The organism is Paenibacillus sp. Root444D2 (assembly GCF_001426375.1).
Classification (GTDB): Bacteria; Bacillota; Bacilli; order Paenibacillales; family NBRC-103111; genus Paenibacillus_E.
Window position 1 is genome coordinate 732,931 of sequence record NZ_LMEO01000045.1, and the last position, 20,628, is coordinate 753,558.

Here is a 20,628-nt window from a genome sequence, read left to right on the forward strand (position 1 = left end):
TTTCATTCATCAGTGGTGCCGCAACGCGGCATGGAAGTCTTATCTACGCAAATAGACGTGTATCTCTTAGAAAAGAAATACACGTCCTTCGTAGAAACGGCACAGACTGTAGGATTCACTCCCTGTTCTTTTAGGCTTTTCTTAATTGTCTATACGCGGCGGGCTTGTCGGACACACGTTTTTCAAACTCTTTGAGGAAATGATGATAGTTAGCGTACCCGATCTGCTCCGCGATCACGCGAATCGTTTCATCCGATTCACACAGCATTCGCTTCGCCTCATGAATGCGCAGATCATGAATATACTCAATCATGCCTACGCCGCACCTCTTCATGAACGCTTGGCCTAAGTAAACCGGGTTCATAAAGAACCGTTCTCCGATATCTTTAATCGTTAGCGTTTCCCGATAATGTTCTTGGATATAACGCTCAATAACCCGAAGGGGATGGCCCGAGAATTTGTCTTTATGCTGCTTCAACTGGCTCAAATACTGCTGCATATATACCTGCAGGGATTCCTCCACTTCTTTTAAGGAACGATGCTCCCTTCTCAAAAAATCGCGAACACGAGGCAGTGCCTCTGAATCGATGCCCATTTCCCGCATGACGGCAGCGCTCTTCAGAACAATGCGGATGACCAACAAATGGACGACTTCCCGAGCCGTTTTGTTAGCAGACAGCATCACAAACATTTGTTTAATCAGCTCGCCAATCCGTTTCACCTGAAGCGCCTCGATCGCAATGTGAATGTCGTCTACGATAGAAACCGCATGGAGGTCATAGCTAATTTGCCTGAGATGAATCGTTTCGTAATCGAGTGGACCCCCTGATACATGAAAGAAATGATGCACGGATGCCTCTAGAGCACCTGTATACGAATCTGCAATATGTCGGAGGGAGTCCACCCGTGGTCCTATCGAAAGACAGCATTCGATACCGTGCTGACGAAGATCTTCATATACATGTTGAGCCCACTCCTTGATATCAGGGACAGACGGCATGACAAGCCCCTCCTGATTCCCAAATAAATCAATGGGATAAACTTTCTGCGACTGTAAGTACCTCGCATCCAGTTCATGCTCTGTGCCGCTCAACCATTCGAAATGGATATACCTCCATCCCTGATCTCCTAGTACCAAAGGATTCAGTATCTCACCTACGTTCTCGTCCGTTGCCGAAATTTCTCCCCGAATTATCTGAGCAAGCATAGTCGGTACAAGACGATTAGCAACAAGGTCATTTCGTACCTTTTGCTGTTCTCGGTGCTGCAGCTCCTGAATAACAAGTTGAATGATAGCATCCCATTCCCTATCTAAAGCTGGTTTAAGCAAATAATGCTTAACCCCGTACCTCAGGGCAGATCGAGCGTATTCAAAATCGTTGTACCCGCTTAAAATAATGAATACCGGATCACTGCCTGCTTTTTGCACCCTTTCAATCAATTCTAAACCGTCAATCACCGGCATCCGAATATCTGTTACCACGAGATCGGGCTTGCAGGCTTCAATACAGGCCAATGCTTCTTCGCCATTCTCGCACATTCCCACAATTTCAAAGCCAAGCTCTTCCCACTCCATCATGAGCCTTATCCCTTCCAAGGCAAAAGGCTCGTCATCAGCAAAAATAACTTTATACATGTCCAATAGCCTCCTCCTGGTTCTTGATGAGACTCAAAGGGATTTGAATCGTAACGCTTGTCTTTTCGAAGGGGATACTTTCAATATGGAAGAGAGAACGTTCTGCGTAAAACAGATTTAAGCGGCGGTACACGTTGCGAAGTCCGATGTTCTTGCCGTTGTCTTCTCCCTTAAATAGACTCTGAACAATCTCATCCAGCTTCGCACTGTTCATACCGATTCCGTTATCTTCGACCTTCATGAGCAAGTTCATTCCTGCTCTCTCTACAGATATTCGAATCCTGCGATTCCCTTTAACCGATTGAAGACCATGTTTGCAAGAGTTCTCTACGAGCGATTGAATACTCATCTTTGGGATCCGATACGCGAGAACAGATTCGTCAACGGACAATTCATAGTGAAACCGATCTTGGAATCGGAATTTCTCGATCTGGAGGTACATTTCGGTAAAGCTTAACTCTTCTTCTACGGTTACCAAGTCCTCTTTCCAGCTTAGCAGCCTTCTCAGAATTTGGGACAAGTTTTGTATGATTTCCGTCACATGCTCATAGCGATATTTCTTACAGACTACGAGAATCGCGTTTAACGTATTGAACAGGAAATGAGGATCTACCTGACTTTGCAAATATTTCAGCTCTGCCTGCACGCGTTCGAGCTCCAAATCTTTTTTTTGAATTTCGAGTTTGTATACGTCATTGATTAAATTGCGTATTTTCCCTGTCATCAGATTAAAGCTGCGAAGAAGATTGCCGATCTCATCTTTCCCTTCATACATCGTGATGGGTTCAAACCTCTCGTTTTTCACCAATTGCATATGTTTGGAGAGCTTTCGTACCCGGAAATTAAAGGAATGCATAATGATATAAATCAATATCGTCGGAATAATCGTAGAGATGAGTGTCAGCCATATAAAAAAGTGGATAACCCCTTTCCTCTCCTCCGCGATTCGACTTCCCTCCGGAATCCCGATCAGCCGCCAGTTAAGCATGTAACTGGCGGTACTGAGAGGACTGACGAAGCTATTCCCAGGTAAGCCTGCCAGCTGATTATCGCTAGATACAGGCAGGATCTGCAACAGAGGGTCAACACCTTTAAATGTACCTGCTGATTCCAAAACAAGCTGATTTTCCTCATCCACGAGCTTGATTTGCAAGTAATCGTGTTCTTTATCAAACAGCTCCAGCAGCTTATCCATCCGAATATCGATGCGCAGATATTTGGAGAATGCCATAAGGTCAGGGAAATTGTCCAGCTTCCGACTAATGCTGACATATACCAATTTCTCCTCGGGATTCATGGGATTCGTATCCAAATAAGCGGTCACTGTCACCTTATCTTTCTTTTCGTTCATCTTCTGGTACCATTTACTCTGCAGATCACTGGGCTTAAGCACAAAGTAACTTCCACCATTGGATAGCGTTGGGTTAGAGGTATACACGCCAATCCAAGATATATATGGGTAAATATTCGGATACTGACCCAATTTATCTCGGAGGTAACGATCGTATTCTTCGTAATAGGCGACATTATCAGAGTACGTATATTCAAGCATTTCATTAAAGACACGGTCAGCGGATACGGCGTTGCCAATCACGACACCTTCGTTCACCATTTGCATGATTTCACTTCCGACCCGATTCAGGGAAATTCGCAAGTTGTCCATCTCTCTACGTTCCGTGTTTTTGCTATCCTGCATGTAAAATAAACCGTTTATACACAAAATGGGAAGCAGCACACACATCAAGTAAATGATCAGAAACTTGAATTTCAGCGGAATATCATTAACTATACTTAACAGCTTCCATCTCCGGCTCATATGCGATCTCCTTGTCAGTTGTAGGTCATCCCTTTTTGTAGGCAGAGGGTAACAGGCCGGTAAGTGCCTTGAACTTGGTTACGAACTGTTCAGAATCAGAGTAGCCGACACGATTAGCGACATCGGATATTTTCAGTTCTTCACGACGAAGTAATTTTTTGGCCTCGTCAATTCGTACGACATGTAAATATTCATTGAAGGTGAGGCCAACTTGTTTCTTAAACCTTTGGCCAAAGTAGGCTGGATTCAGCCGAAAATGCTCTGCGACATGCTGGAGTTGCAGCTTTTCGCTGTAATGCGATTTGACGTAGTCTTCCGCTGCGGATATGACCGCATCTTGCCCTATGCCTTTCTTCTGGCCAATCCACTCTGCAGCTTGCAGGAATTCCCGCATGACCTTGCGTTCCAAGAGGCCAAGATCCGTTGGCACGTATGAAGTGAACCAATCCGGGGCCCACACATGCTCACCTCCGGATTGGGTAACAACCTTAAAAATTTCAAGCTTAATGTTGCCTAAATAAGCGCTCAGCCAAGATCCGGAGACGGACTGCCTCGAAAGAGTGATGAATAAATGGTGCACGTGGGCTCGTACCGTTTCTGGACACCCACTACCGACGGCAGCTAGGATGGATTCCGTCATTCCAACAAAGGCAGGCAGTGTCTCCGCTGACCACTCTCCTTGATAGATGTAAATCCCTTCCGTTCCAGAAGGGAACTTGCACATTTCGGCCAAAAGTCCCTCACGGAATGCTTCTTTTAACGCATGCGGTCCCTTGTGTTCGCCGCTTACCGAAAACGAGAGCGCTCTGCCCCAGTTATTTCGTATACTGGCAATTAGCTCTGTAATCATTGCGGGAGAAAGATCGCGCTCCTCTGGCCCCGAGACCAGTAAGAATCCATGCCGTTCTTTGCCTACCCCAAATGGAAGTAAAGTCGTCGCTTGAGGAAGCTTGATCCTATCCACAATAACCTGTATCAGGTCCGATTGGACATGAGCCTGAACGTCAGGTTCAAGTAAGATGCAGCGGAAGCTTGAGCATTCATGAAGATCTAACAAGGCGTTCGCTTGCTCAATCCATTTCTGCCTGATTTCTCCCTGCAATAACCTTGAAATCGTTTCCAATCGTAAGCAATCCAAGGCAGCGCTTTCGTACTGGCTGTGAGCTTCACGCTCCTGGATCGTATTCGCGACCGCTTCCACCGCAGCTATAAGCTCATCTTCAATTAAAGGCTTCATCAAATAATTGGCCACACCATGTCGCATAGCTTTTTTGGCATATTCGAAATCCGCGTATCCGCTCAAAATAATAAATTTCATTTCAGGATACAGACAGGAAGCTTGTTCAATCAATTCCAAACCATCTATGACAGGCATTCGAACATCCGTCAGCACCAAATGAGGCAGGGTCGACGCCATCATGGCTAATGCGTCTTCGCCATCCGGCGCTTCCCCGCATATTTCAAAGCCTAGCTTATTCCAATCAATCATTGACCGCAATCCCTCTAGCATGTAGGGCTCGTCATCGGCAAACATGACCCTTAACATGGGAAACACCTCATTTCAGGGAGTAGATATGTCTATTATAAAGGAAAGGATCGGCCTAAACAAAGCAAAAACCGTCCCAGCTCCGAGCTGAAACGGGAAATGATTATCCTCATGGTTTATTCCTTCTTACTCTTTGACGCTTCCAAGGTTCATGCCGACGATAAAATACTTTTGCAGGAAAGGATATACGAATAGAATCGGAACCGCCGCCACAATCGTGATCGCCGAACGTATGGAAGCAGGCGTAACCATGGCCTTCGTTTGATTTGTGTTTGCCCCTGACATCAGACCGGGATCATTGTTGCTGCTCATCGTTGATCCAAGCAGCTTCATCATTTCGTACTGAAGTGTACTCAGCTTCAAATCAGACGAAGCATACAGGAATGTATCGAACCAGGAATTCCAAGAGCCAACTGCAATAAACAAGGCGATGGTCGCTAGTACAGGCGTACACAGCGGGAATATGATGCGTATAAATATGGTGAAATCACCGGCCCCGTCCATTTTCGCAGACTCAACCAAGCCTGATGGAAGCGTTCGAATATACGTCCGAATGACTATGAGATTAAACGCACTCACCATTCCTGGGAGCACATACACCCAGAAGTTATTCAGAAGCCCCAGGCTTTTGATCAGAAAGTAGTTAGGAATAAGTCCTGCATTAAAATACATCGTCAACACAAAAATTAAACCGATGATTTTACGAAAAATATAGTGGGGCTGTGCTAGTGTATACGCTAACATGGTGGTAAGGAATACACCTATCACCGTCGCTGTAATCGTACGAGCGACTGAAATCCACGCCGCATGGTAAATCGTACCGGAAAGGAAAATCGCCTTATAATTTTGCAATGACCATGAACGAGGCCATATATAGATGCCTCCCCGAAGCGCATCATTGCCCTCATTGAATGAAATCGTTAGTGTATGAAGGAACGGATATAAGGTTACTATAGCAAGAACGAGCATGAAGATGCCGTTAATCGTATGGAACAGAATCGGCTCTATCCGAATTCTGCGCGCAGTTGTTGTTCCCATCGTCATCTCTCCTTTATATCAACCGCTCTTCACCAAGGCGCTTGGCGGTAGAATTTGCAATTAGAATAAGGATTATGCTTACAACTGTTTTGAAAATACCTGCCGCAGTGGCCAGCGAATAGTTGCCTTGAGCAATCCCGTACTTTAGAACGAAAATATCAATCGTTTGCGACCAATCGACGACCAATCCATTGCCGAGCAGGTACTGAATTTCAAAGCCTGCATCCAGAATATGTCCGATGTTCATGATTAATAGAATGATAAATGTCGACTTGATCCCAGGCAGTGTGACGTAAAGGATCTTCTGGTAACGGTTTGCACCGTCGATCCCAGCAGACTCATACAGCGACGGATCGATCGAGGTGATAGCTGCAAGGTAAATGATGGTATTCCATCCCACCTCTTTCCACACATTAGACAAGCCCACAATCCCCCAAAAATATTTGCCCTCACTAAGCCACATCACAGGTTCATTAATGAGGTGCAGCTTCATCAACAACTGATTAATGATACCATCGTCGACGGATAGCGAAGTCGCTACAATACCCGCAGCAATGATCCATGACAGAAAATGAGGCAGATAAGAAATCGTTTGGATGGACCGTTTCCAGAAACGAACTTTAATTTCATTCAGTAAAAGAGCTAAAATAATGGCTGTTGCAAAGCTAAGAACCAAATTGATCACACTCATGGCAAGCGTGTTGCGAAGCACGGTCAAGAACGTATCATCTTGAAAGAGAAATTTAAACTGCTTCAACCCCACCCACTGCTGTTTGGAAAATTTCAAAGCAGGACGATAATTCTGGAACGCCATCAACCAGCCCCAAATCGGTACATAATTGAAAATCAGAATATAAATCACGATGGGAAACGACATCAGCATTAACTGCTTCTGATTTTTGAGCGTCTTCCAACTTAAACCGACGCCGATTTCCGGATCAATTTTTTGCTTTTTCGTTGGTCTTTTGGACAGTATGGTCTCGGCCATCGACATTCCCTCCTAGGAAGTAAAGCGGAGAAGACCCTGAGTCTCCCCCACTCTACTACATGTTCTATTTTCTTATTTGCTGCCCCAATTCTGAATACGCCAGTTAATTTGTTCATTAATACGATCTTCGTAGGCTTTGAAATTGCTTTTGGAAATCTGTTCCACATATTCCTTCCATACACCTTCAAAGTCATCCGGTTTGGCCATAATAGCTTTCGGCAAATATTTTATGGCAAGGTCGTTCAGCTTCGTATTGGCCACTTTGGCTGGTGAACCATCCACCAGATCAATGCTCCACGCTGGGTAGTATACGGGATTTTCTACAGGTGATTTGAAGAACTCTGCCCATGTCTTATGGTTGTATGCCTTCAGCACTTCCTGATCCTGCGGCTTCAAGCTGTCAAAGAATTCCTGTGGCTGTGATCCCGGATCTGTTGCATTTCCGTCACTATACGTCCCTTGCATCTTAGGCAGGCCACCAAAGAACCCATCCGCTTTATTCGCTAGCTTCCATGTATTATCGTCTGCTTTCGCGCGCTGTTCAGGCGTACGGTAGAACTTGCCATCCTTTACCTCATAATCCTCGCCTTGAATACCCCATTGGAGTGTCTTCTGCCAATCTTCGGTCATTAGTGAGTCAAGGAATTTGATGATTTGAACCGGATCCTTGGCTTTCGTCGAAATCCCGAATCCGCGGTTGATGTTCAAAACTGGACGGTCACGATAGTACTCTTTGGCACCTGGATATAAGAGCGGGAACCCTACGTATGTGCTGCCGAATTTACCTTGTGATTTCAAAGAATTTTCTCCATCGCCAAAGTTCCAGTGCTGGTCGAACATCCCAATGACGCGGCCACTGGCAATTTTAGCTAAGTACTGATCGTAGTTCTGTACCAGTGCCTCTCTATCCATCAAGCCTTGCGCATTGATCTCATTCAGCTTCTTGTAATAGGTCTTGGCAATATCCTTGTCCGCAAAAATTTGCGCTTTCCCGTTTTCGACGATAACACCACCGTCATTTGGGTGACCAGCTAAATGCTCAGGCGGATTAAGCAGCGGGAAGTTTCTCCAGTCGAAGCTCAACGTCTCAAACCCGATCATATCTGGATGTTTCGCTTTATATTTCGCAATGATATCGAAATAATCGTCCAACGTTTTAGGAGTTGGATAACCCAATTCCTTCAGGACATCCTTTTGCAGGTAAAAGCCAGGTCCTTCATACGTAGTATCGTTAACTTGACCACTGAATACACCGTAAGCTGGCAGAACATAAAGGTGACCGCTTGCAGGATCCTTGGCCTGATTCAACACGGAGGCATAGTGCTTTTTCAGATTCGGTGCGTACTTGTCAATCAGGTCCTCGAGGGGAATAAAAGCACCGGCCGCAATTAGTTTATCATCCCCGGACATAATATCCGCATAATCACCGCCGGCAATCATAACGCCCATCTTCTGCTGCAGGTCACCGACCAGAAACTCCATTTTTAGGCTAACGCCAGTTTTATCTTTAATCATCTTGTAGATCTTGTTGTCAGGAGTCGGCTGTTGGCCAGGGCCACCAATGAACACAGATAATGTAACTGGCTTGATCGCGTCGTTTTTCGTTGCTGCCGGACTTGTCTGACTACCGCTAGGTGATGCGGTGCTATTCGCAGCATCACCATCCTTCGAGTTGCTGCAGGCTGATAGTGTCAGTCCTAGTGCCAGAACGGGTACCAATGCTGCTAAAGCGTGCCGTTTTACTTGTTTAACCATTTTCTAGTCCTCCCTTATTGTCTCCATGAAGATGCATGATCCTTTTAGGCCAAACACTTATTTACTTACACTATTTATTATACCTCTCAAGAATACGCTTACAATTCACAGAATATAGGTCTTACCCCTACGAATTACAGTCATGTAAATCTAATGTTCGACTAAATAAGTCAACCCATCTACGGCTGTTTACTTCAAGCAAGGTTGTCCTTCCGCACCTAAACAAGGATCCGCCTCCACACATTTTGAGCCTATTTAAATCAGTCGTCAAGAAGCTTTTCCTTTCTTACCCGTTCCATTACATTCTGGGCAAAAGAACTTCGGTTCCTCACCGTCCTCATCTCCCCATGTACATTCATACACAATGAAATCAGGAACCTGGTCTATGCACCCACATTCTAGACTCACATAATCAATAAAAACTTTTGGATCATTCATTCCGAGCCAATCTTCTAGCGTACCTTTCATCCTTTTGGCTCGCTCATCCAGCAGCTTCTGCTCTTTATTTTTTTGTCTTTCATAAGCTTGCATTCCCCATTTTTTCTCAAGTTCTCGTTCCCGCTCTTCGTCATAATAATATATTCGCCCGTAATCTGCATGCCAAATAACCACAAGATGCATCCTTTGCTTGCAACAAGGTCACCCCAGGGGGGCGCTGTCAGGACCCTGAAAAGCAGGAATTGTTCAAACAAGCATTTGAAGCAGTTAAAAAAATTGATCCAACGCGAATTGATCGAATCTTGTTCCAAGATGAGTCGATGATTCGTGACAATCAGGCGCTAGCTCATACCTGGTTTCCTAAAGGACAGCAAAAGAAAATCCCCACATTCGGCAAGCATCGAGGCGTAAAACTGATCGGTATACTTGATTATGAAAGCGGCGAAGTGTTTTGTATAGTAGAGGAACAGTATGATGCCGGTGTGTTTCTGCGCTTCCTGGAACAAGCTGTTGATCGCTATCCTGGAGAAAAGATTGTTATTAATACTTGCAAAGACGTCATAACCCGCAGTCTGACCACCTGCGTCGTAGACTACGCTCGTGACGGTGTCGAAGGTCGATCCGCTTGAACGATGGTCGACGGTTCTCTCATTTGCGAAGTTGACGCGATACTGGCCGTCGTCGTTCGATTGTGATCCTGATCCACGAAAATCTCAATGGAATCTTGTTCCCAAGGGTTTTGCGAATCTGCTGCTCCAAGATAAGTTGCGCTTAAAGTTTCTGAAATCGGAGAAAAAAGAGAACATCGTGAGCGTTTCCGCTCACCTCGGATTGATTGGTGGGTTTTGGTGCAACTATTGAAACTATAAAAAGATAGCCGTCTTATTGTTGGTTGACTATGCTGTCAAACCAAACAATTTTTTGACTAATTCAACTGCAGAGAGGACAGACGAATGATTGCATTCGACCTGTCCTTTCCTTATCATGTGCATGACTTCGATTCCCGCGATAGTTTTTTCGGCAGNTAATTCAACTGCAGAGAGGACAGACGAATGATTGCATTCGACCTGTCCTTTCCTTATCATGTGCATGACTTCGATTCCCGCGATAGTTTTTTCGGCAGTTTTGAAAGACTTAAATCCCAATATTGGTTTTATGATTTTCTTTATGAATCGATGATCTTGTTCAATAATATTGTTGAGATATTTCTGTTGTCGAAGTAACGTTTCTTGATTCATAACTTTCTCGTCCTTCAATTGCTGGACTGCGGCAGGTTACGCTGGGTTTTTGTCGGCAGTGATCACGCGTGGCGATTGATTGTGTGGTGAAGTCAACATCTACGCGGTCAATGACGACCTTCAATCGGAACCTTGAGATCCCGTCCATGCTGACATCATGATCCAACAACTCGTCTTGGACCCCATTCTTGGATTGTAGAATCCCCAGGCATATTCCCCACTCTTCATGATGAGTTAACCGTAAATAGACGTAATCTTTCGTATCATAATAGAGTATAAGCCCCGCCATCTGTTGAAAATGATCGGGAACGAATTTTAGACACGTCTCCGCTTCACAGCGGAAAGTTTGCTGCCGGCGGGCTACTAGGCTTTGCCTGTGCATTGAGATCAGCGATTCCATCCCCCGCAGCCTGAGATAACCAGGCCTATCATTCAGGCTTAACCAAGACGGATCGGCGGGAATCCGCAGCGTGCTCCAATGAACGTTCAGCTCCAGCCCGTCAAAATCATCTTTCTCAGGCTCAGGCCCGAAAGGATAAGGTTGCAAATCCGGCGCTTGGACATGAAGCAGCGGGTAACGGCTTCCTCCGGCGAGCCGCAGCCAACCATCTTCGGTCCATTCGCAGCGCTGAATTGCAGTTTCCCTGCCGAGGTTGCAGTATTTATCCTTGACGGGACGAGCGCATAAGTGAACCATATACCATTCCCCCGCAGGCGTATTCACGAGGCTGGCATGCCCAGACTTTTGCAAGGTGAGATCAGGTCTTCCCGCAGAGGTCAGAATCGGATTCTGCGGATCTACTTCATAAGGCCCCTGAATATTACGGGAGCGAGCCATTGTGGCGGCATGGTTGTACTGCGTTCCTCCTTCTGCAGTCAACAAATAATAATAGCCGTTGTATTTATAAAGGTGAGGACCCTCAGTCAGCTTCAATTCCGTTCCTTTGAAAATGTTTGTGATCGGGTCGATCAGTTTTTGCTCCTCAACTGAATATTCTTGCAGTACGATGCCTGCGAATCTGTTATGCCCTTTGCGAAAGTCCCAAAGCATATTGACGAGCCACTTGCGTCCATCATCGTCATGAAATAAAGACGGATCGAATCCACTGCTGTTCAGGTAAATAGGCTCCGACCAAGGCCCACTAATATCTGTAGCTGTTACCAAATAGTTATGGGTATCCTTGAAAGCTCCAATTCTGCTTTTTACATCCGTGTAGATCAAATAATAAACACCGTTATGATAGCTTAAACATGGCGCCCAGATTCCACCGGAATCCAAGTTGCCCTCCATATTTAATTGAGACTTTCTTGTTAGCGGGTGACGAAGCAGCCTCCAATGTACAAGATCCTTTGAATGATGAATTTGAACGCCGGGAAACCATTCAAACGTGGACGTGGCAATTTAGTAATTATCATCTACCCTAAGAATAGAAGGATCTGGATTGAATCCGGGCAAAATTGGGTTCGTAATATGGGTCATCTTATCATTCCTCTCCTAATTGTTCTGCACAGCCAATGCTTTTGTACCTGCTTCCAAAACAGCGAGAATACGATCCACATCATAAACACTCCCTGCCCAGGTTCCACCGCTGACAGACTGTAAGGCAGCCCATAAACGAGTATCTGCAGGTAGATTTTCGTCTGCGGCAAGCTCCGGGTGAGGGTCGCGGGCAGCAAGCACACGGGCTCCTTCTTCAGGGGGCAGCAATTCGCCACCATCGCCTAGAAAATGGATGCTGCCTTCCAAACGATTTCGGTCAACTACGATGTCGATTGTATCACCATCCCGTAGTTTACCAATCGGACCGCCAGCTAGCGCTTCAGGTCCAACATGACCAATGCAGGCACCTGTGGATACGCCCGAAAACCGGGCATCGGTAATTAGGGATACGTATTTGCCGAACGGCAAATGCTTTAATGCTGAGGTTAATTGATAGGTCTCCTCCATCCCGGTACCCAATGGTCCGCGCCCGATCAACACCATAATATCTCCAGCTTGAATGCCGCCTTTCTTGATTGCCGAGATAGCCGTTTTCTCCGAGGTAAACACCTTGGCATTGCCCCGATGGCGGTAAACCCCATCCTCTCCAATGGTTGTCGGGTCAATTGCCGTCGATTTAATCACCGATCCTTCCGGAGCCAGATTCCCAGTAGGAAACGTAACTGTCGAGGTCAACCCTCTTTCTTTGGCACGTTCTGGACTCATAATAACGTTGTCCGGATCGATGCCGTCCATTTCCATAAGCAGACTTCTCATCCGCCCTCGGCGCTCGCTCGTTTCCCACCAATCCAATACAGTACCCAGCGTTTCACCGGTTACGGTCAACGCACTTTCTTTCAGTACCCCCAAGCGTCGGAGATGCAGCATCACTTCCGGTACCCCTCCGGCCAAGAATACGCGCACAGTCGGATGATATTCCGGACCATTCGGCAATACGCTGACTAACCTTGGTACGTCTTTATTGATACGAATCCAGTCTCGAACAGTCGGAACGGGCAGCCCTGCCGAATGAGCGAAAGCAGGGATATGCAGCAGTAAATTGGTCGATCCGCCGAAGGCCGCATGAACAACCATCGCATTGTGGATGGACGCTTCGGTCAAAATATCCTTCATCCGGATTCCTTTTTCCTCGAGCGTCATCATTGCCCGGGCCGACTGCCTGGCCATCTCTTCCCACACGGGCTGTCCCGACGGTGCAAGCGCAGCGTGAGGCACCGTCATGCCCATAGCCTCTGCAATAACCTGCGAAGTAGCTGCCGTTCCAAGAAACTGGCAGCCTCCGCCCGGTGTGGCACAAGCCCGGCAGCCAAGGTCGGCAGCATCTTCCAGGCTGATTTCGCCATTAGCATACCTTGCACCTATGGTTTGGATTTTCCCGGCATCTTCGCCCTCCGTAGGAGGTAATGTCACTCCTCCGGGCACAATTACGCAAGGGAGTTCGTGCATCCCGGCGAGAGCAATCATCATGGCAGGCAGTCCTTTGTCGCAGGTCGCCACACCGAGCACTCCTTTGCGCGTCGGCAAGGAGCGGATGAGTCGCCGGAAAACGATCGCTGCATCGTTGCGATAAGGCAGGGAGTCAAACATGCCTTCCGTTCCCTGGGACCTACCGTCGCAAGGGTCGCTCACATATCCGGCGAAAGGAACCCCTCCGCTTTCTGTGATCACCTCTGCAGCAGCCTGCGTCAGCAGGCCAACTTCCCAGTGACCGGTATGATAACCGAGCGCGACAGGACTGCCGTCTTCCTTACGTATGCCCCCTTGCGTGCTTAACAACAGATACTGTTTACCCTTCAGGCGAGACGGTTTCCACCCCATCCCAACATTTTGGGTAAGTCCGAACAACTCTCCGCTGGGAGCATGCAATAACATTTCTTTTGTTAGCGGCAATGAGCCTTTTGGGCCTTGCGCGTGCGTACGGATTGTAAACAAATCGTTATTTTCATTTGCCATAATCGATTTTAATTGCTCTCTCATTAACCCTCCACCCTTCCGAATTAGGTTTCAATGCAAAAGTGATACGCTTAAGCTTTGAGAAATACCGTTTTTATCGAAGTGAAAAATTCAATGGCCGCCTGGCCTTGCTCGCGCGAATGAGAGCTAGACTGCTTCATACCGCCGAACGGAGCCTGCAACTCCACTCCGGCTGTCTCGGAATTAATTCTTACTAAACCGGCGTCCATATCTTGAATAAACGAAAGAATGTTGCCTATGCTTTGCGTGTAAATAGAAGCGCTCAGACCATAATCCGAATCGTTAGCCAGTTGAATGGCTTCTTCCATGGATTCAACCTGAATTAGCGCGAGGACCGGGCCGAATATTTCTTCCCGGGCAATCGCCATTTCCGGAGTTACTTTATCGAACACGGTGGGCTGAATATAGAAGCCTTCGGCGAGATCCGGGTGATCTGGTGATGCTCCGCCGAATAACAGCTCAGCTCCTTCCTCTATTCCTTTTTGAATGTAGGACTGCACCGTTCTTAGCTGATTTTCGTTTGCGCAAGGGCCGAGCCATGTACCGGCATCTAATCCATGACCAACTGTTAAACCTTTTAATTTGCTCAGGAGCTTTTCTTTGAAAGTTTCATACACATCACGCATCACAATGACACGGCTTGTTGCCGTACATTTCTGTCCTGTCGACCGGATTCCGCCACTGATCGTCGCGTCAACCGCCAAATCCAAATCGGCATCTGCAGCTATAATGATCGGATTTTTCCCTCCCATCTCAAGCTGATATTTCGCCCCTCTGGCCAGTGCCGCCTGACCGACCCGTTTGCCAACTTGATTGGAGCCGGTAAACGTAATTCCGTTTACATCCGGATGCTCTGCAAGACCTTGCCCGATCACAGATCCGCTGCCAGTCACCATATTTAATACACCGGCAGGAAGTCCCGCTTCTGCAATGCATTCTACGACTTTGGCAGCCGTTACGGCCGTCTCCTGAGCAGGCTTCAGCACAACCGTATTGCCATAGATTAAGGCTGGCGCCATTTTCCATATCGGAATCGCCACTGGAAAATTCCAAGGTGAAATAACTCCGACAACCCCAAGCGGTACACGGGTCGTAAACATCAGCGCTTCGCTGTCCGTGGAGGGTATCACTTCTCCGATCTTCCGCATCCCTTCACCGGCATAATAGCGCAGGATGGCGATCCCTCGTGCCGTTTCGCCTTTTGCTTCCGGCAATGTTTTGCCCATTTCACGCGTCATCGTCTCGGCAATTTCATCGATGCGTCTTTCCAGCGCATTGGCCGCTTTAAACAAGTAGTCGCCTCTTGCCGAGCCCGATAACTTTCTCCAACCTTGCTGTGCCGCTTTGGCGGACGCAACCGCTTGGTTCACTTCCTCCAATGACGACGACTGCACATAGCCCACGACTTCAGTTCTTTTAGCTGGGTTTATGCTGGGAACCGTTTGCCCAACGCTAGCAGGACACCATTCACCGTTTATATAGTTTAAATAAGTTTGCCCTCCAACAAATACGGATGTCATATATATTCCTCCTTAAATGTATGTTATCTACCAATAGGATAATTATAGATTAACTTCCTGCACCTACAACATGATTAACAAGTTTCCCAATACCGGTAATCTCAATTTCGATCCGGTCTCCGTGAGCGAGTGTAAACTCGTTAGGCGGCACAATACACGTTCCCGTCAGCAGCACGGTCCCGTCAAACAATTCATTATCCCGAATTAAAAATTCGGTCAATTCGTCAAGCTTTCGTTTTAGCTGATTGGTATTTGCCGTTCCCTCGACAGCTTTTTCCCCACTGCGATATATTCGGCTTGTAATCTGCAAGTTGTAAGGGTCGTCTACCGTTTCGGCTAAACGGATCGCTGGTCCCAGGGAGCAGGAACGCTTCCATACTTTGGCCTGAGGCAGGTAGAGCGGATTCTCGCCTTCAATATCCCGGCAGCTCATATCATTGCCAATGGTGTATCCTACGATTTTCCCCATAGCGTTTAGAACAAGACCTAACTCCGGTTCTGGCACCTGCCACACGGAATCGCTTCGGAGTTGTACTTCGCCGCCTGGACCTACCGTTCGGGCAGCCGTCGATTTGAAAAAAATCTCCGGACGCACAGCGTCATAAACTTTATCGTAAAAGGTCAAGGCATCCAGTTTGCCTTCGGTTGCCTCATAATTTCGCGCATCCCGGCTTCGCTCATACGTAACCCCAGCAGCCCATACTTCTGGCGCTTCAATTGGAACGAGTAGCTCCAGCTGATCTACTTGACATGTTAGCGCTTCACGGCCTTCGATCATTTTCAAAACCAACTCGAGCGGTGAAATCTCTTTTTCGTCAGCTTCTTGAATCAAAGCTAAAAAATCGCTTTGCAGCAATACGAAAATTTGCCCTTCGTCATTAACTGCAGCTAGCTGTGAAAGCCCTTCATTTATAAAACGGATAATTTTCATAAATTGCTCACTCCTCTAATTTTGTTTTACATTATAAAACTGCGTTCTCAAATTCTAGTGTAAAAAATGCCTGGACTCGACATGCTTTACAAAACTTGCCGAAACCCCAGGGTCTGTGAAATCGTCTCTGCTTCTTTCTTAAGTAGGGCAATATATTGCTTAAACAATAGGTCATCTACCGTTGAAATTAAAGTTGATATGCTGATCGCTGCTACAACCGAACCATTATGTTCGAAAATAGGAGCTGCAGCGCATCGTACGCCCGGTTCGTTCTCCTGATTGTCAATGGAGTACCCTTGCTCACTTACCTGATTCAATTCGTGAAGGAATGCCCCTCTGTCCGTAATCGTCGCTTCTGTAATATTGGAGAAATGGTAATTCCGAAGGAGCATATCGATCTCATCCTTCGTTCTAAAGGCTGTCAACACCTTTCCTACCGCGCTGCTATGAAGTGATATTCTGCGTCCGATTCGGGAATAGCGAATCGCAGCTTTTTCTCCCTCAACTTTATCCAAATACACGCCTTCCTTCCCATCAAGAATAACGAGATGGGTTGTCTGACCTGTCTGCTCCGACAAAGCAGTCAAGTGCTTTCGGGCAACTGTACGGATGTCCAGGCCTTGCAGCATAAGCTGTCCCTTTTCCAGGAGCTTTAACCCTAACTTGTACTTTCCTGTTTCCATATCCTGATTGATATAACCGTGTAACTGAAGCGTTTTCAATAAGGAGTGTATTGTACTCTTGTGAAGCTCCATTCTCGCGCTGATTTCTGTAATTTTCAGCTCTGTCGTATGCTCGTCGAATAAATCCAATATTTTCAATGCTCTGTCCAGCGCTTGAATAATAGGCATGGTATCACTCCTATCCACAAGTCCATAATAATCTTTTACAACCATGCAATCAAGATAAAGTTATTATTTATCACTAGATATACACTGCGGTGTTATTGAAAAATCTTGACAAGATATTAGCTGGTTTAGTTATTCAACTATAGTTTCCCGTCCCTCAGTACTAAGGATTTATCTCATGTATGCTCACTCATCCTCAGGATTTCATCACATTGTACACGAACCTAGAAAACTGAGCCGTTCCTCCAATCTCCTTGGTAGAATATAGGAACAACCCGTAACGCGCCCCTACAAATTGATCCATTTTCCAGACCATATTATGGGTAATACCAAGCTTTTTCCAGTCTTCTCCGTCCATGTAATAAAACTCGCACTCGTCTGTATTGTTCACGAAATTGCCATAAGCCTTCAAAGTAACTTTGTCACTGTCCACTGGAATCCTTGCATATTCCACCCCAGTCTCTTTGTCTACTAGGTTTCCGAAGATCGTTTTATCGTCTGTGGTTCTTGCCAACATGACCAAGTAGTATTGTCCAGCTTCCTTGGTAAGTGCAATGCAGCCATAGGTGCTGATCAAGAAGCACAAGCCTGCATAATCACCATCCTTTAGCTCGCTTCCATCCAAGGTAACGATAGCTTCGCATGCGGGCCCCATTGCACGCTGTGTCAATGTATTTACCGAAAATATTAAATTGGGATTAATTTTTCCAGATTGAATACGATATGTACCCGGCTTATCCGTTACGGACCACAAAATATCTGTCGGGATATGATTCCACTGCCAGTAGTCTTTCAGATGAACCTTGCCGTTCTCATCCGGCTTGTAGAAGAAATCATCGCTTCCGACCAAAGGTTTGTATTCATATCCGGGTCTAGTACTCGGAATGTCGATATATGGGGGTGGCTTACTATCGAATACCGGAACATCATTTTCCCAATGCAAAGGCACCAAGACAGGGATACGGCCAACGGCACCATGATCCTGAAACAAGAGGGCATACCATTTTCCATCTGGTGTATCAACGATTCCGCCTTGTGCTATACCTGCATTAAAATACTCCATGTCATCATCAAACACCTCTCCTCCAACAAAGTCCCCCTCCAGGGAATCTGCTACAAAACAGGCTTGTGTTCTACGACTATGTCTGGACTGTGTAATGTGTATAAAAAATGCGTAATATTTTCCATTAATCTTATAGATATGGGCACCTTCATAACCAAGATGATAAGGTCCTGTCTCCCTCACAATGATCCGGTTTAATCCACCAGGCTTGGGACCGGTCAAATCTTCCTTTAATTCTGTAAGATGAATCTCGGCATTTCCATATATAATATAAACTCTGCCATCATCATCAAACAAAAGTGAGCAATCATGATAGAATCCTTCGATATTCGGGTGCCTCATCCATGGTCCTGTGATTTCAAACGCAGAAAACAAATACGTTCGATGAGTATCGTTTGCTACGAAACATACATAATATTTACCTTGATGGTAACGCAAAGATGCCGCCCACATTCCCTTTCCATAGATCTGCCGGTCACCCTCCAGCCTCTGATCCGGTGTATCATCCAAAGCATCATATACATATGTTGCCACTTCCCAATGGATCAGGTCATACGACCTCAATATTACACACCCCGGCATAAAATGCATGGTCGTACTGACCATATAATAAGTATCCTCCACCCGGATCACGTCGGGGTCCGGATAGTCAGCCCATATAATGGGATTCGGGTACATCTGCATTACCCCTTTCCTTCATTTAGTTCCTACAATAAACAGCCATGTTCAATAGTCGTGACGTCTTTCTCAACTCACTTATTAGCTCGTAAGGCATCCCGATGCTCCAAGGGTGTCAAACCGTTGCCTGGAATGAGCATGATCCTATGTTGGTTATTCCAATGTGAACGAAGCTAGACTCGCGCCTCCCGTACCCGTATACGTGAAATACAAGGCTTGTATGCCATCCGGTATAACGAGATCCGTAGAATATTCCTTCCATATATTTGTAAAGTCAACCGATATCTTCCCGAGAGCATGACCGTCCCATGATGTTTTCACTTCAAAGGTACCACGGCAATATCCACGCACCCTGATTTTAACTTTCTTGATCCCATCGCACTGAAAATATTTAAATCCGGCTGTTGCGGAATCCCTCATATTGGCGATATAACCGATCTCCTCATCTCCATCTTTCCCATCTTGGGTAATCTTCGGAAACCGACAGTCCATCCATTCCCCGGGAGCTCCTGTATACAACGCCTCATCACTGCAAAACAGATTGCAAGCCAGGTACGAAGGATATTCCCCTCGACCGTCAAGCGGCCCTCCATTCGAACCGCAGGATGTCATTTCCACCTGCGGAATCGTACCATCCTCGCGGAATTCGATCTGTTCGATACAACCTTGCCGGCTGAAATTCGTTCCGTTGGTATGTCTATGATAAAAAATGTACCACTTTTCATTCATCTCAACAATGCTACCATGGTTATTGCCGCCATAATACATGGGTTTATTCGCCGGTTTGTATGAGTCGATATGAAGATCATTATTGCTGACAATGACTCCCTGATATACGAAATCCTTTGTTGGACATTTACTGGTCGCGTAGCACAGTTCATGCATGACGATGGATGAATAAATAAAATAATACGTATCGCCTTTCTTCCTTATAGAAGGAGCCTCAAAAAACTCATGCCCTTCGAATCCGCTGCCTTTGCTGTAAGGTTCACTTGGCGCGACAAATACCGGTTCCTCTAAAATCGTGAGCATATCGGGACCCAGGACCGTAGCCATGGCACCGCTTCTTGACTTGTCCCCAGCTGCACAGAAACCGGTATACAGGTACGTTCTTTCTCCTTCTGTCATCACTCCTGGATCAAATTGTGGCTCGTCGCCTTCTCTGTCTCCCAAACGTGTTCCATCGGCATATCGAACATAGCCATAAAATTCATATTTGCCGGCCGGGGTATCACAAACAGCGACCGAAACGATAGAAACCTTGTCAAGGACATAGTACAAATAATAACGTCCATTCGGACCAACCGTGACATCTGGTGCATACAGACACATGCTTCCATCAGGATTAAGCGGATCATCTGTTTTTTTGTAAATCACGCCTTCATACCGCCAGTCTGCCGGGTCATCCTCAGGTGCCGACCAACAGACATAATCGTTCAAGCAATACGCATGCCCATTGAAACGGTCATGAGAGCCATATACATAAACTCTGCCGTTAAAAACATACGGTTCTCCATCGGAAATATATTCCCATGATGGAAGATATGGATTTCGTGCTTGTTTTTTCATATTAATCTGTTCACTCCTTGCTAAATTGGATGTTTCTTTCATATACACTGAATATTCTTCTTACTCGACTCTGAACAACGGTATGAATA

Annotated in this window: 14 protein-coding genes and 3 pseudogenes; 1 reads left to right on the top strand and 16 read right to left on the bottom strand. The window is 46.2% G+C overall.

The genetic code is table 11. From position 1 onward, the window contains the following. Nucleotides 1-130: 130 nt before the first annotated feature. The 7 genes from ASD40_RS24590 to ASD40_RS36650 form a co-directional block, all read right to left on the bottom strand. Nucleotides 131-1,636 (bottom strand): response regulator transcription factor, encoded by a 1,506-nt coding sequence (locus ASD40_RS24590; RefSeq protein ID WP_057305770.1) that lies wholly within the window; start codon nt 1,634-1,636, stop codon nt 131-133. Then, nucleotides 1,629-3,452: a sensor histidine kinase gene (locus ASD40_RS24595; protein ID WP_057305771.1), complete on the bottom strand. Its 1,824-nt coding sequence runs from the start codon at nt 3,450-3,452 to the stop codon at nt 1,629-1,631. The genes ASD40_RS24590 and ASD40_RS24595 overlap by 8 nt, the downstream gene beginning before the upstream one ends. Nucleotides 3,453-3,477: 25 nt before the next feature. Further along, nucleotides 3,478-4,998, bottom strand: coding sequence for a response regulator transcription factor (locus tag ASD40_RS24600; RefSeq protein WP_057305772.1), 1,521 nt, complete (start codon nt 4,996-4,998; stop codon nt 3,478-3,480). Nucleotides 4,999-5,124: 126 nt separating this feature from the next. Next, entirely contained in the window at nt 5,125-6,036 is a 912-nt protein-coding gene (locus tag ASD40_RS24605) for a carbohydrate ABC transporter permease (protein WP_057305773.1), read from the bottom strand. Nucleotides 6,037-6,049: 13 nt separating this feature from the next. After that, nucleotides 6,050-7,024 (bottom strand): ABC transporter permease, encoded by a 975-nt coding sequence (locus ASD40_RS24610; RefSeq protein WP_057305774.1) that lies wholly within the window; start codon nt 7,022-7,024, stop codon nt 6,050-6,052. A 72-nt stretch (nt 7,025-7,096) separates the two neighbouring features. After that, a complete protein-coding gene (locus ASD40_RS24615) occupies nt 7,097-8,779 on the bottom strand; it encodes an ABC transporter substrate-binding protein (protein ID WP_057305775.1) in 1,683 nt (560 codons plus the stop codon). Between the two features lie 267 nt (nt 8,780-9,046). After that, entirely contained in the window at nt 9,047-9,391 is a 345-nt protein-coding gene (locus ASD40_RS36650) for a hypothetical protein (RefSeq protein WP_057305776.1), read from the bottom strand. Between the two features lie 50 nt (nt 9,392-9,441). Between ASD40_RS36650 and ASD40_RS24625 the strand changes: the two are divergent. Then, a pseudogene (locus ASD40_RS24625) lies at nt 9,442-9,759 on the top strand (transposase); the annotation flags it as partial. 50 nt (nt 9,760-9,809) lie between these two features. Here the strand turns inward: ASD40_RS24625 and ASD40_RS39500 are convergent. From ASD40_RS39500 to ASD40_RS24665, 9 genes and pseudogenes are all read right to left on the bottom strand, one after another. Then, on the bottom strand, nt 9,810-10,103 hold the full coding sequence (locus ASD40_RS39500; protein ID WP_200957474.1) for a sugar-binding protein: 294 nt from the start codon (nt 10,101-10,103) through the stop codon (nt 9,810-9,812). A 139-nt stretch (nt 10,104-10,242) separates the two neighbouring features. Next, nucleotides 10,243-10,437, bottom strand: a pseudogene (locus ASD40_RS38840) (DDE-type integrase/transposase/recombinase); the annotation flags it as partial. Between the two features lie 121 nt (nt 10,438-10,558). Then, nucleotides 10,559-11,935 (bottom strand): annotated as a pseudogene (locus ASD40_RS24635) (glycoside hydrolase family 43 protein); the annotation flags it as partial. Between the two features lie 15 nt (nt 11,936-11,950). Next, complete coding sequence (locus tag ASD40_RS24640) at nt 11,951-13,933, bottom strand: YjhG/YagF family D-xylonate dehydratase (RefSeq protein ID WP_057305779.1); 1,983 nt, start codon at nt 13,931-13,933, stop codon at nt 11,951-11,953. A gap of 47 nt (nt 13,934-13,980) precedes the next feature. Continuing rightward, nucleotides 13,981-15,450 (bottom strand): alpha-ketoglutaric semialdehyde dehydrogenase GucD, encoded by a 1,470-nt coding sequence (gene gucD, locus ASD40_RS24645; protein ID WP_057305780.1) that lies wholly within the window; start codon nt 15,448-15,450, stop codon nt 13,981-13,983. A gap of 49 nt (nt 15,451-15,499) precedes the next feature. After that, nucleotides 15,500-16,381, bottom strand: a complete 882-nt coding sequence (locus ASD40_RS24650; protein ID WP_057305781.1) for a fumarylacetoacetate hydrolase family protein — start codon at nt 16,379-16,381, stop codon at nt 15,500-15,502. An 86-nt stretch (nt 16,382-16,467) separates the two neighbouring features. Next, the gene (locus ASD40_RS24655) at nt 16,468-17,232 is read right to left on the bottom strand and encodes an IclR family transcriptional regulator (protein WP_057305782.1); all 765 of its coding nucleotides are present in this window, start codon (nt 17,230-17,232) and stop codon (nt 16,468-16,470) included. A 193-nt stretch (nt 17,233-17,425) separates the two neighbouring features. Then, on the bottom strand, nt 17,426-18,970 hold the full coding sequence (locus tag ASD40_RS24660; RefSeq protein ID WP_057305783.1) for a glycoside hydrolase family 43 protein: 1,545 nt from the start codon (nt 18,968-18,970) through the stop codon (nt 17,426-17,428). A gap of 153 nt (nt 18,971-19,123) precedes the next feature. Further along, nucleotides 19,124-20,539, bottom strand: a complete 1,416-nt coding sequence (locus ASD40_RS24665) for a family 43 glycosylhydrolase (RefSeq protein ID WP_057305784.1) — start codon at nt 20,537-20,539, stop codon at nt 19,124-19,126. Nucleotides 20,540-20,628: the final 89 nt, after the last annotated feature.